This is a genomic window from Micromonospora wenchangensis, from assembly GCF_002210435.1.
Taxonomy (GTDB): domain Bacteria; phylum Actinomycetota; class Actinomycetes; order Mycobacteriales; family Micromonosporaceae; genus Micromonospora; species Micromonospora wenchangensis.
On record NZ_MZMV01000021.1, the window covers coordinates 22,802 to 35,098 of the forward strand.

A 12,297-nucleotide genomic window follows, 5' to 3' on the forward strand; every position below is an offset into this window, starting at 1 on the left:
GACCATCCGTGCCCGGCCGTACCCTGGGGCCATGACGGGCAGGGTGGCGGCGGTGAACCTCGGCGTGGTGACGCAGGCGCGGTGGGCGGGTGACGCGAGCGGGCGCAGCGGCATCGACAAGCGGCCGGTCGACGGCCCGGTGCTGCTGCGCGCCGACGGCGTGGCCGGGGACTTCATCGGCGAACGGCCCCAGCACGGCGGCCCCGAGCAGGCGGTCTACGCCTACGCGCAGGAGGACGCCGGCTGGTGGTCGGCCGAACTGGGCCGCGACATCGGCCCCGGCGGCTTCGGCGAGAACCTGACCACCCGGGCGGTGGACGTGACCGGCGCGGTGATCGGCGAACGCTGGGCGGTCGGCTCGGCGCTGCTCCAGGTCACCAAGCCGCGCACCCCGTGCACGACCTTCGCCGGTTTCTGGGGGGTGCCCGACCTGATCAAACGGTTCACCGTCCGGGCCGCGCCCGGGGCCTACCTGCGGGTGTTGCGTGACGGCGAGGTGAGCGCGGGCGACCCGGTGGAGGTGGTGGACCGGCCGACGCACGGCGTCACCATCGGCGAGGTGTTCCGGGCCACCAGCCTGGAGCCGGAGCTGCTGCCCCGGCTGCTCGACGTCCCCGAGCTGCCCGCCTCGACCAGGGAGAAGGTCCGTCGCCGGTTGAACGTCGCCGGCTGACCGGCTCGCCGGCTCCCGGCCGGTGGGCCGGGCGGGACTGCCCGCCGACCCGTCAGGCCGGGTCGGCGAAGACCTCGGCCAGCACCCGGGGCTCGGTCGCCCGGCCGTCGGCGACCTTCGCCCACCGGCCGTTGTCGGCGTTCCACTCCAGCCCGTCGAAACGCACCCGCTTCACCCCGTGGTCGGGGGCGTGCGAGACCAGCCAGTGCGCGTACCGCCAGCCGTCCCGGGCGTCCGCGGCGGGCACCGTCACGTCGGTCAGCTCGGCCACCGCACCGGCGTCGGGCAACCCCCAGTCGAGGGTCAGGCCACGGGTCAGCTCGGCCGCCGCGGCCTGCCCGCGCATCACCGGGGTACGCCCCACCGTGCAGGCCACCGCCCCGGTCGCCTCGCCGAGCAGGGCCCGCGCCAGCACCTGGGACTCGTCGGCCCACTTCTGGTACGCCTTCGGGTACGCCGAACGCTGCACCGCCTGGGCCGCGTCGGTGACCTCCATCCGCTCCCAGCCGCGTACCTTCTTCAGCGCCTTGTAGAACCGGTTCGCTGCGTACCGCTGGTCGCGGATCTGCTCCGGGGTGCCCCAACCCTGGCTGGGACGCTGCTGGAACAGGCCGAGCGAGTCGCGGTCACCGTGGGCGAGGTTGCGCAGCCCCGACTCCTGGTACGCGGTGGCCAGGGCGACCACCACGGCCTGCTCGGGCATCTGCCGCTGCATGCCGATCGCGGCGATGGTGGCGGCGTTGGCCATCTGGTCGGCGTCGAGCTTCACGGTGCCGTCGGCCTGCACGGTGCAGCTACGGCCGGCGACGGGAAGCCGCAACTCCCCGTCGAGTTGACGGACTCCCCAGCCCCCGACGATGGCGAACAACGCCACCACGACCCCGGCTGCCACGAATGTCCGCGTCCGCACCCGCACCTCCCGTTTCAACGTTCGCCAAGCGTACGTCGCCAACCGGCGGCCCCGGGTCGGTCGACCGGTTCACGTTCCCGCAGGAAATCTGAACAAACCAGGTCAATCCCGGGGCACCCAGGCCGCGTCCCGCTTCTCCCGGAACGCCGCCACGCCCTCGCGGCCCTCGTCGGACAGGAAGTAGCCGGTGGACCGGGCGGACAGGTCGGCGACCTCCGCCCGCAGGTCCGTGGCGGCCGGACGGCGCAGCAGCTCCTTCGTCCCGGCCAGCGCCCCGGGGGCGCCCCGGACCAGCGACGCGCAGTACCGGGCCACCGCCGCGTCCAGCTCGCCGGCCGGCACGGCGGCGGTCACCAGCCCCACCTCGGCGGCCCGCCGGCCGTCGAAGGTGTCGCCGGTCAGGTACAGCTCGGCGGCGGCCCGCGGGTGCAGCCGGGGCAGCACGGTCGCCGAGATCACCGCCGGGATCACCCCGATCCGCACCTCGGTGAAGGCGAACGTCGCCTCAGACGCGCAGACCGCCAGGTCGGCCGCCGCGATCAGGCCCAACCCGCCCGCCCGCGCCGGCCCGGCCACCCGCGCCAGCACCGGCTTCGGGCATTCCCGCACCGCCACCAGCACGTCACCGAGCATCCCGGCCGGCACCGACCCGCTGGCGTACGCCGCCGCCGTCTCCTTCAGGTCGGCCCCCGAGCAGAACACCGGGCCGGTGTGGTCCAGCACGACCACCCGTACCGCGTCGTCGGCGACCGCCTCGGCGATCCCGGCCAGCAGCTCGGTCATCAACGGGGTGGACAGCGCGTTGCGGTTGTGCGGGCTGTCCAGGGTGAGGGTGGTCACCCCACGGGCCGTGGCGACCCGCACGAGTCGGTCGGGAGAGGTCATGCCGGGCACACTAGTGGCCATGCCCGGCGTCCTTCCAGATGGTGAGACCGTTCCCGTCGACGGCGCGCTGCCCGGCACCGCCCTGCGCGGCGTCGGCGCGCGCGGGTTCGGTGTCTACCTGCACGTGCCGTTCTGCGCCAGTCGCTGCGGCTACTGCGACTTCAACACCTACACCGCCGCCGAGCTGGGCGGGGGCGTCGGCCGGGAGTCGTACGCCGACACCGTGCTGGCCGAGTTGGCGCTCGCCGCCCGGGTGCTCGCCGACGCCCCACCGCCCCGGGTCGACACGGTCTTCGTCGGCGGCGGCACCCCCACCCTGCTGCCCGCCGACGACCTGGCCCGGCTGCTCGACGGCATCGACCGCACCTGGGGGCTGGCCGCCGACGCCGAGGTGACCACCGAGGCCAACCCCGAGTCGGTCACCCCGGAGTCGCTGAAGACCCTGCGGGCCGCCGGCTACACCCGGATCTCGCTGGGCATGCAGTCCGCCGCCGCCGGGGTGCTGGCCGTCCTCGACCGCACCCACCGCCCGGGACGGGCCGTCGAGGCCGCCCGGGAGGCCCGCGACGCCGGGTTCGACCACGTCAACCTCGACCTGATCTACGGCACGCCGGGGGAACGCCCCGAGGACTTCGCCGCCTCGCTGGAGCAGGTGGTCGCCGCCGGGGTCGACCACGTCAGCGCGTACGCCCTGATCGTGGAGGACGGCACCCGGCTGGCGGCCCGGATGCGGCGCGGCGAGCTGCCGTACCCCTCCGACGACGTGGCGGCGGACCGCTACCTGGCCGCCGAGGCCGCCCTCGACGCGGCCGGTTTCTCCTGGTACGAGGTCTCCAACTGGGCCCGCAGCGGGGCCGCCCGGTGCCGGCACAACCTGCTCTACTGGACCGGCGGCGACTGGTGGGGCCTCGGCCCGGGGGCGCACAGCCACGTCGGCGGGGTGCGCTGGTGGAACGTCAAACACCCCACGACGTACGCGCAGCGGCTCGCCGCCGGGCACTCACCCGGCCTGGCCCGGGAGATCCTCACCCCGGCCGAGACGCACACGGAGGACGTGATGCTGCGCCTGCGGCTCGCCTCCGGGCTGCCGCTGCACGTGCTGGACGACGCGGGCCGGGCCGCCGCCGCCCGCGCGCTCGCCGACGGGCTGCTGGACCCGGTGGCGTACCCGCAGGGGCGGGCGGTGCTCACCCTGAGCGGCCGGCTGCTGGCCGACGCGGTGGTCCGCGACCTGCTGCCCTGAGCATGGTCCCGCCGCGCACCGCGGCGGGACGCGCCGGGGCATGCGGTGGTACCCGACCGGCCGGGGGAGCGGCCGGCCGGGGTTCACTTGATGAAGCTGGTGGACATCGGGTAGCGGTAGGCCTGACCCTCGTTGGCCTTCATGCCGGCGATGATCCCGAACAGGATCTGGATCACCACGACCGCGATGCTGGGCAGGAAGAGCAGGCACCAGCTCACGAAGAGCAGCACGAACGCGATGATCGACCAGAGGATCTGGAAGTTCAGCGCGGCCAGTGCCTGCGCCCGGACGGCCGGCGACTGCTGCCCGCGCACCAGGTAGGCGATCAGCGGGGCGACGAAGCCGAGCGGGCCGAAGCTGATCAGCGCGCCGGCGGCCCCGCCGAAGTGCGCGACCAGCGCCCAGGTCTTGTCCTCGCTGTTGGCGTAGCCGCCGCTCGGCGCACCGTAGGCGCCGCCGGTCGGATATCCGCCACCGGGCGGGGGGTAGCCACCCGGCGGGGGGTAACCGCCCGCCGGCGGCTGGTCACCGGTGGGCGGGGGATACCCGCCGGGCGGGGGATAGCCGCCTGCCCCCGGCGCGCCGGACAGTGGTGCGGTGGGCGGCTCGTATGGCGAGCCCTGGGGCGCGGTCGGGTCCTGCGGGTACCCGTCCCCCGCGCCGGGAGGGCGAGGTGGTTCAGTCATGCCCGCCACGGTAGGGGCTGCCGGCAAGGGTGCACCAGAGCGACACTGGTGAGGTTGGCCTCGACGTTCGGTCAGCGAGCGTGCCGGCACCCGTCGGGGCGGGCGCACCGGCGGTCCGTCCTGATCATCGCGGCGGCGGCCCTGCCGACGTAGACTGGCACTCGCTACAGTCGAGTGCCAGAGCGCTTGCCCGGGCGCGGCAGCGCCCGGGGCGACGTGCGTCAGGAGGTGGGAGATGGGTCTCGACGACCGCAAACTCGCCGTGCTGCGGGCGATCGTCGAGGACTACGTCGCCACGCAGGAGCCCGTCGGCAGCAAGACGCTCGTCGAGCGGCACCAGCTCGGGGTCTCCCCGGCGACCGTCCGCAACGACATGGCGGTGCTGGAGGAGGAGGGCTACATCCGGCAGCCGCACACCAGCGCCGGCCGGGTCCCCACCGACCGGGGCTACCGCCTCTTCGTCGACCGGCTCTCCCGGGTCAAGCCGCTCAGCCCCGCCGAACGCCGGGCCATCGAGCGCTTCCTGGTCGGCGCGGTCGACCTCGACGACGTGGTACACCGCACCGTACGCCTGCTGGCGCAGCTCACCCGGCAGGTCGCCGTGGTGCAGTACCCGTCGCTGGCCCGCTCGTCGGTACGCCACCTCGAACTGGTGCCGATCTCCACCACCCGGCTGATGCTGGTCATGATCGCCGACACCGGGCGGGTCGAGCAACGGCTGGTCGAGCTGGCCGCGCCGGTCCCCGCCGACGACGTCCTCGACCTGCGCCGGCTGGTCAACGAGAAACTGGTCGGGAGTCGGTTGTCCGACACTCCGCCGCTGGTGCAGGCGCTCGTCGACGAGAGTGCTCCGCACCTGCGCGGCGCGATGACCACCCTGTCCACCGTGCTGCTGGAGACCCTGGTGGAACGCACCGAGGAGCGGCTCGCGCTGGCCGGCACCGCCAACCTCACCCGGGGTGGCCTGCTCGACTTCCAGGGCTCGCTGCGACCCATCCTGGAGGCGCTCGAAGAGGAGGTCGTGCTGCTCAAGCTGATCGGCGAGGCGGAACCGAGCACCACCCGGGTGCTGATCGGCGACGAGAACGAGGTCGACAATCTCCGCGCCGCCTCGGTGGTCAGCACCGGGTACGGCCCGGGCACCACCATCGTCGGCGGGCTGGGCGTGCTCGGCCCGACCCGGATGGACTACCCCGGCACCATCGCCACGGTGCGGGCCGTGGCACGCTACGTGGGCGAGCTGCTGGCCCAGAACTGACCAGTCAGGGCCGGCGGCCGGCTCCGGCCGCCGACCGGCGCAAACGCGAGACGAACATGAGGACACGGAACGCAGTGGCCAGGGACTACTACGGCATTCTCGGCGTGAGCCGGGAAGCCTCCGACGACGAGATCAAGCGCGCCTACCGCAAGCTGGCGCGGCAGTTCCACCCGGACGTGAATCCGGACCCGGAGGCACAGGAGAAGTTCAAGGACATCAACGCCGCGTACGAGGTCCTCTCGGACGACCGGAAGCGGCAGATCGTCGACCTGGGCGGCGACCCGCTCGCCCCGGGCGGCGGGGGCGCCGGCGGCCCGGGCGGCCCCGGCGGGGCCGGTCCGTTCGTCGGCTTCCAGGACATCATGGACGCCTTCTTCGGCGGCGCGGCCGGTGGCACCCGTGGCCCGCGGCCGCGTACCCGGCCCGGGGCCGACGCGATCCTGCGGCTGGAACTCGACCTGCACGAGACCGCCTTCGGCGTCGAGGCCCCGATCACGGTCGACACCGCCGTGCTCTGCACCACCTGCTCCGGGGCGGGCACCGCGGCCGGCACCCACCTGGCGACCTGCGAGGCGTGCGGCGGCCGGGGCGAGGTGCAGTCGGTGCAGCGCACCTTCCTCGGGCAGGTCGTCTCGGCCCGGCCGTGCACCGTCTGCCAGGGCTACGGCACCACCATCCCGCACCCCTGCCCGACCTGCGCCGGCGACGGCCGGGTGCGGACCCGCCGCTCGCTGACCGTCAAGATCCCGGCCGGCGTCGAGGACGGCATGCGCATCCGGCTCGCCCAGCAGGGCGAGGTGGGCCCGGGTGGCGGCACCGCCGGTGACCTCTACGTAGAGATCCACGAGCGGCCGCACGACGTCTACTCCCGCAAGGGCGACGACCTGCACTGCCGGGTCACCGTGCCGATGACCGCCGCCGCGCTGGGCACCCGGCTCACCATCAAGACGCTTGACAGCGACGAGACCGTCGACGTCAAGGCCGGCACCCAGCCGGGCAGCACGCTGCGGCTGCGCGCCCGGGGCGTACCGCACCTGCGCGGCACCGGCCGGGGTGACCTCTACGTCCACCTTGACGTGCGTACCCCCACCAAGCTCGACGCCGACCAGGAGAAGATGCTGCGGGACTTCGCCAAGACCCGGGGCGAGGAGGTCGCCGAGCTGAGCAAGCAGGGCGGCTTCTTCTCCCGGATGCGCGACGCCTTCAACGGCCACGCCTGACCGGTCGGGCTGTTCCGACTGGTCTCCGCCGGTCGGGCTGTCGTGGTCGGCTTGTCCCCGTGCGGTTTCGTGCCGGTCGGGGCGTCCCGGCCGGCCGGAGTCCCGGGTGGCTCCCCGGCCGGCCGGGCCGGTTAGCCTGATCGGCGTGTCCGCGCCGCTGTTCCTGGTCGAGTCGCTGCCCCCTGCCGACCAGTTCACCCTGGACGGCCCCGAGGGGCACCACGCCGCCACCGTGCAACGGTTGCGCGTCGGCGAGGAACTGCTGCTCGCCGACGGGCGGGGCGGCACCGCCACCGCCGTGGTCACCGCCGTCGGCCGGGGCGCCCTCGACCTCACCGTCACCTCCCGGGGGTACGTCGACGCGGACGTCCCCCGGCTGGTCGTGGTGCAGGGCATCGCCAAGGGCGACCGGGGCGAGTTGGCCGTGCAGGCGATGACCGAGGTCGGGGTGGACGAGATCGTGCCCTGGGCGGCGTCCCGCTCGGTGGCGCAGTGGCGCGGCGACCGGGGCGTACGGGCCCGGGAGAAGTGGGTGGCGACGGCCCGGGAGGCGGCCAAACAGGCCCGTCGGGCGTGGCTGCCGGTGGTGGCCGGCGCCCCGGACGAGTCCACCGCCACGGTGGCCCGCCGGATCGCCGGGGCGGGCACGGCGTTCGTCCTGCACGAGGAGGCCGACGACCGGCTCACCGCGGTCGACCTGCCGACCACCGGCGAGATCGTCCTGGTCGTCGGGCCGGAGGGCGGCATCGCCCCGACCGAGCTGACCACCTTCACCGACGCGGGCGCCCGCCCGGTACGCCTGGGCCCCTCGGTCCTGCGCACCTCCACCGCCGGCCCCGCCGCCCTGGCCGTCCTCGCCACCCGCCTCTCCCGCTGGTAACCCACCCCCGCCTGCCTCTCCACCCCTGCTCCCACCTCCTGCCCCCGCCCTACCCCTGCCCGCTGCCCCGGTGATCAAGAGCTTTGCGTCATCCCCAGCCCGATCCCCGCCCCAAACCTCTTGATCACCGCTCCTCCGGTGCCGCCTCCCGTCGGCGCCCCCGGTGATCAAGAAGTTTGCGTCATCTCCCAGCCCCATTCCCGCCCCAAACCTCTTGATCACCGCCTCTGAATGCCGTCGGGTACCACCGTCCCCCGGCGGCGTGACCGGTGATCAAGAGGTTGGCGTCATCGGCGGGCCTGGGATTGACGTAAAGCTCTTGATCACCGGGGCGGGGCGAAGCGGGGGCAGAGCGCAAGGGGCGAGGCGGGAGGGGGAGGGACGGGCCGGGGAGTGGGGGAGCGGGGTCTTTAGAGTGGGGGGATGGGAGCCGACTGTCTGTTCTGCCGCATCGTCGCCGGGGAGATTCCGGCCACCATCGTCAAGGAGACCGCCACCACCCTGGCCTTCCGTGACATCGGGCCGAAGGCGCCGGTACACGTGCTGATCATCCCCAAGGAGCACTATGCCGACGTGGCGACGCTCGGCCAGGGTGACCCGGGGCTGGCCGGGGAGGTGCTGGCCACGGCGGCGGCGGTGGCCGAGGACGAGGGGCTGACCGGTGACGGCTTCCGGCTGATGTTCAACACCGGCCCGTACGGCGGTCAGGAGGTCTTCCACGTGCACGCCCACCTGCTCGGCGGCGCGCCCCTGGGCCCGATGCTGGCCCGGGACCTGGTGTGACGTCGACGGCCGACGGGGCGCCCGACCGGGGCGGCCAGGGCGCACCGACCCGGCGTCGGCTGGAACGGATGGTCCGCGGGACCCAGGCGCAGGCACGGGTGCCCGCCCTGGCGGTGGCGTTGCACCGGGCCGACAGTCCGCTCTGGAACTTCCAGGTCGGCGGCACCGGCAACGACACGGTCCTCGGCCCGGCGAGCCGGTTCCGGATCGGCTCGGTCACCAAGACCTTCACCGCCGTGCTGGTGCTGCAGTGCCGCGACGACGGGCTGCTCGACCTGGACGACCCGGTGGGCCGGCACCTCGACCTGCCCGCGCACGGCGACCTGACCGTGCGCCGGCTGCTCTCGCACACCGCCGGGCTGCAACGTGAGCCGTACGGCGACGTCTGGGACACGCTGCGTGCGCCGCAGGTGGACGAACTCGTGGCGGACCTGGTCCGGGCCGAGCGGGTGCTGCCCACCGGCCGCCGTTACCACTACTCGAACCTGGGCATGGCGCTGCTCGGTCGGCTGGTCGGCGCGCTGCGCGGCGGCACCTGGGCCGAGGTGCTCGCCGACCGGGTGCTCACCCCGCTGGGGCTGGCCGACACCTCGGTCGACCCGGGGCCGCAGGCGGTGACCGGGTTCCTGGTCGACGCGTACTCCGACGAGGCGCATCCGGAGCCGCCGACCGACTTCGGGGCGGTCGGGCCGGCCGGCCAACTGTGGAGCACCGCGACGGACATGGCCCGCTGGGCGGCGTTCCTGGCCGACTCGGCCGCGCTGGACCCGACCGGGGCGGTGCTCGCCGCGACGACGCTGGACGAGATGCGCTGGCCGGTGACCACCACCGACGAGACGGTCTGGAAGGCCGGCTTCGGGCTAGGGCTGATCATGGTCCCGTTCCCGGACCGGGTGGTGCACGTGGGGCACGACGGCGCGATGCCGGGCTTCCTGGCCGGCGTCTACGGCCGGCGCGGCGGGGACGGCACGCCCGGCGCGATGGGCTGCGCGGTGCTCGCCTCCTGCGGCACCGCCGCCGAGGTGCTGGAGCTGCCGCACCGGCTGCTGGCCGCCTCGGCCGAGCACGACCCGGCGGAGATCGTGCCGTGGCGGCCGGGCCCGGGTGCGCCCGGCCCGCTGCGCGGGGTGCTGGGCCGCTGGTGGGGCGAGGGCTTCGAGTACGTCTTCTCCTGGCACGACGGGGCGTTGCGGGCCCGGGGCGCGGACGATCCGGCGGGGCGGCCCCCGGCGGTGTTCGCGCCGACGCCGCAGTCGCCGGACGTGTTCCGGACGGTCTCCGGGCGGGAGGTCGGGGAGTTGCTGCGGCTCACCCGCGACGCCGCTGGGACGGTGGTCGCGATGCACTGGGCCACCTACCGCTTCACCCGCCGCCAGGAGACCTTCGACAGGTACGACTTCCGGGCGTGACCGGGCGGCCCCGGTCCGACGCCGGCCGTCGACCCGGGCCCGGGAGGCGGTGCGAACGCCCGGTCCCGCGGGGCGGGGAAAAGTGACGCGGTGCCGCCGGGGCCGAGCGGATACGATGGGAGTATCGTCCGCACGCCGCGCCAGCAGGGCACGGCGCGAGATGGAAGCAGGTGGCGCAGGGCCCCACGGCCCGACCTATGACCGGCACCCCACCTCCCGGCCCGCCCCGGGTGCAGACCAGGATCACGGTTCCCGATGCCAAGATCATGGTCAACCTGCTCGGCGCGGGCGACGAGATCCTGCGACTCGTCGAACGTTCGGTCACCAGCGACGTGCACGTTCGCGGCAACGAGATCACCATCACCGGCGCGCCCGCGGACAACGCTCTCGCCGAGCGCCTCTTCAGCGAGCTGCTCGAACTGATCGAGAAAGGCGAGACCCTGACCACTGACGCTGTCCGGCGTACCGTCGGCATGCTCGAACAGGGCGGCACCGAGCGGCCCGCCGAGGTCCTCACCCTCAACATCCTCTCCCGGCGCGGGCGCACCATCCGTCCCAAGACGCTGGGGCAGAAGACGTACGTCGACTCGATCGACGCCAACACGATCGTGTTCGGCATCGGTCCGGCCGGCACCGGCAAGACCTACCTGGCGATGGCGAAGGCCGTCCAGGCGCTCCAGGCCAAGCAGGTCAGCCGGATCATCCTGACCCGTCCGGCGGTCGAGGCGGGCGAGCGGCTGGGCTTCCTGCCGGGCACCCTGAACGAGAAGATCGACCCGTACCTGCGCCCGCTCTACGACGCGCTGCACGACATGCTCGACCCGGAGTCGATCCCGAAGCTGATGGCCGCCGGCACCATCGAGGTGGCCCCGCTGGCGTACATGCGGGGTCGCGCGCAGCCGTACGACGCACGGGTGCTGACTCCGGAAGGTTTCCGGCCGTTCGGGTCGTTGCGGGTCGGTGACCTGGTCATCGGCTCGAACGGGACGCCCACACCGGTGATCGGCATCTACCCGCAGGGCCCCAAGCAGGTCTACCGGGTCACGACCCAGGACGGCGCGTCCACTCTCTGCTGTGGTGAACACCTCTGGACCGTGGCCACCCCGGAGGACAAGCGGCGCGGCGGTCGGCGCACCCTCGAGACGCGCGAGATGATCGGCAAGGAGCGGCGGGGGCACATCCGCCGGTACGAGCTTCCGGTCGTGGCACCGGTGCAGCTCGAGTCGCAGGAGGTGCCGCTCGACCCGTACGCCCTCGGTCTGCTGCTCGGCGACGGTGCCATCTCGTCGCGGGCCACCCCGGCCTTCAGCACCGCCGACCCGGAGCTGGCCGACGCGCTCGCTGCGGCACTGCCCGGCATCGAGCTGGTGCGCAAGAGCAACTACGACTACGTGCTCCGGCACGCCAACGGTCACCGGGGCGGGGTGATCGTCGCCAACCCGGTGACGCTCGTCCTTCGTGAACTGAATCTTGCCGGTGCGAAGTCGGCGACCAAGTCCGTGCCCGACGTCTACCTGCAGAACGGTGTCGACGTGCGGCTGGCCGTCCTGCAGGGGCTGCTGGACAGCGATGGGGGGCCGGTCGTCCAGGCGGGGCGCACCTGTCGGGTGCAGTACTCGACGACGTCGGCCCGGTTGCGGGACGACGTCGTCTACCTGGTCCAGTCACTCGGTGGGGTGGCGACCTGGCGGGTGCGGGAGGCTGAGGGACGGACGCCTGGTCTGGCCAACGGGCTTCCGGTTCCGCACCGCGCCGACGCCTACGTCGTGGAGATCCGGCTGCCTTCAGGTGTTCCGCCGTTCCGGCTGGCCCGCAAGCGCCAGCGTTACGACGAGCACGGCGGCGGACGACCGATGCGGTTCATCGACTCGATCCTGCCGGCCGGGGTCCAGGAGACGATGTGCATCCAGGTGGCGGCCGAGGACTCGTTGTACGTGACCGACGACTTCCTGGTCACCCACAACACCCTCAACGACGCGTTCATCATCCTGGACGAGGCGCAGAACACCACGCCCGAGCAGATGAAGATGTTCCTCACCCGGCTGGGCTTCGGTTCCAAGATCGTGGTGACCGGTGACGTCACCCAGGTGGACCTTCCCGGCGGGACGGCCAGCGGGCTGCGGGTGGTCCGGGAGATCCTGGCAAACGTCGAGGACGTGCACTTCGCGCAGCTCTCCAGCGCGGACGTGGTCCGGCACCGGCTGGTCGGTGAGATCGTCGACGCGTACGCCCGCTGGGACGAGCGGGAGAACCAGCAGGCGCAGGGCGTGCACGCCGTGCCGGGGCGGACCGCCCAGGGCGGCCGGGCCGGCCGACGCCGCTAACCAACGGGCCGGCCGACGCCGCCAAC

General features: G+C 73.6%; 10 protein-coding genes and 3 pseudogenes. 10 read left to right on the top strand and 3 right to left on the bottom strand.

The genetic code is table 11. The features are described from left to right. Window positions 1–31: 31 nt before the first annotated feature. Window positions 32–673: an MOSC domain-containing protein gene (locus B5D80_RS14420; protein WP_088644380.1), complete on the top strand. Its 642-nt coding sequence runs from the start codon at window positions 32–34 to the stop codon at window positions 671–673. Between the two features lie 52 nt (window positions 674–725). Here B5D80_RS14420 and B5D80_RS14425 read toward each other — a convergent pair whose 3' ends face one another. Both B5D80_RS14425 and B5D80_RS14430 read right to left on the bottom strand, forming a co-directional pair. Next, window positions 726–1,589 (bottom strand): hypothetical protein, encoded by an 864-nt coding sequence (locus B5D80_RS14425; RefSeq protein WP_088644381.1) that lies wholly within the window; start codon window positions 1,587–1,589, stop codon window positions 726–728. 96 nt (window positions 1,590–1,685) lie between these two features. Then, a complete protein-coding gene (locus B5D80_RS14430; RefSeq protein WP_088644382.1) occupies window positions 1,686–2,468 on the bottom strand; it encodes an enoyl-CoA hydratase-related protein in 783 nt (260 codons plus the stop codon). Window positions 2,469–2,487: 19 nt separating this feature from the next. On the opposite strand from B5D80_RS14430, the gene hemW reads away from it, so the two are divergent. Beyond that, window positions 2,488–3,711 carry a radical SAM family heme chaperone HemW gene (hemW, locus tag B5D80_RS14435; RefSeq protein WP_211291493.1) on the top strand — a complete coding sequence of 408 codons (1,224 nt, stop codon included), beginning with the start codon at window positions 2,488–2,490 and terminating at the stop codon, window positions 3,709–3,711. Window positions 3,712–3,794: 83 nt separating this feature from the next. On the opposite strand, the gene B5D80_RS14440 is transcribed toward hemW, so the two are convergent. Next, complete coding sequence (locus B5D80_RS14440; protein ID WP_088644384.1) at window positions 3,795–4,397, bottom strand: DUF4870 domain-containing protein; 603 nt, start codon at window positions 4,395–4,397, stop codon at window positions 3,795–3,797. A 235-nt stretch (window positions 4,398–4,632) separates the two neighbouring features. Between B5D80_RS14440 and hrcA the strand changes: the two genes are divergently transcribed. The 8 genes and pseudogenes from hrcA to B5D80_RS34310 form a co-directional block, all read left to right on the top strand. Then, a complete protein-coding gene (hrcA, locus tag B5D80_RS14445; protein WP_088644385.1) occupies window positions 4,633–5,655 on the top strand; it encodes a heat-inducible transcriptional repressor HrcA in 1,023 nt (340 codons plus the stop codon). A 74-nt stretch (window positions 5,656–5,729) separates the two neighbouring features. Next, a complete protein-coding gene (dnaJ, locus tag B5D80_RS14450; protein WP_211291494.1) occupies window positions 5,730–6,875 on the top strand; it encodes a molecular chaperone DnaJ in 1,146 nt (381 codons plus the stop codon). A 145-nt stretch (window positions 6,876–7,020) separates the two neighbouring features. Next, window positions 7,021–7,755: a 16S rRNA (uracil(1498)-N(3))-methyltransferase gene (locus B5D80_RS14455; protein WP_088644387.1), complete on the top strand. Its 735-nt coding sequence runs from the start codon at window positions 7,021–7,023 to the stop codon at window positions 7,753–7,755. A gap of 423 nt (window positions 7,756–8,178) precedes the next feature. Then, window positions 8,179–8,538 carry a histidine triad nucleotide-binding protein gene (locus B5D80_RS14460; RefSeq protein WP_088644388.1) on the top strand — a complete coding sequence of 120 codons (360 nt, stop codon included), beginning with the start codon at window positions 8,179–8,181 and terminating at the stop codon, window positions 8,536–8,538. A gap of 68 nt (window positions 8,539–8,606) precedes the next feature. Next, complete coding sequence (locus B5D80_RS14465) at window positions 8,607–9,947, top strand: serine hydrolase domain-containing protein (protein ID WP_088644453.1); 1,341 nt, start codon at window positions 8,607–8,609, stop codon at window positions 9,945–9,947. 197 nt (window positions 9,948–10,144) lie between these two features. Beyond that, window positions 10,145–10,840 (top strand): annotated as a pseudogene (locus tag B5D80_RS34300) (PhoH family protein); the annotation flags it as partial. 258 nt (window positions 10,841–11,098) lie between these two features. Then, window positions 11,099–11,644, top strand: a pseudogene (locus B5D80_RS34305) (LAGLIDADG family homing endonuclease); the annotation flags it as partial. Between the two features lie 267 nt (window positions 11,645–11,911). Continuing rightward, window positions 11,912–12,271 (top strand): annotated as a pseudogene (locus tag B5D80_RS34310) (PhoH family protein); the annotation flags it as partial. Between the last annotated feature and the right edge of the window lie 26 nt (window positions 12,272–12,297).

What these genes read in the sequence shown, in the direction of transcription:
- B5D80_RS14420 (WP_088644380.1), top strand. Translation starts at nt 32, where the DNA reads ATGACGGGCAGGGTGGCGGCGGTGAACCTCGGCGTGGTGACGCAGGCG.
- B5D80_RS14430 (WP_088644382.1), bottom strand. Translation starts at nt 2,468, where the DNA reads ATGACCTCTCCCGACCGACTCGTGCGGGTCGCCACGGCCCGTGGGGTG.
- hemW (WP_211291493.1), top strand. Translation starts at nt 2,488, where the DNA reads ATGCCCGGCGTCCTTCCAGATGGTGAGACCGTTCCCGTCGACGGCGCG.
- B5D80_RS14440 (WP_088644384.1), bottom strand. Translation starts at nt 4,397, where the DNA reads ATGACTGAACCACCTCGCCCTCCCGGCGCGGGGGACGGGTACCCGCAG.
- hrcA (WP_088644385.1), top strand. Translation starts at nt 4,633, where the DNA reads ATGGGTCTCGACGACCGCAAACTCGCCGTGCTGCGGGCGATCGTCGAG.
- B5D80_RS14460 (WP_088644388.1), top strand. Translation starts at nt 8,179, where the DNA reads ATGGGAGCCGACTGTCTGTTCTGCCGCATCGTCGCCGGGGAGATTCCG.
- B5D80_RS14465 (WP_088644453.1), top strand. Translation starts at nt 8,607, where the DNA reads ATGGTCCGCGGGACCCAGGCGCAGGCACGGGTGCCCGCCCTGGCGGTG.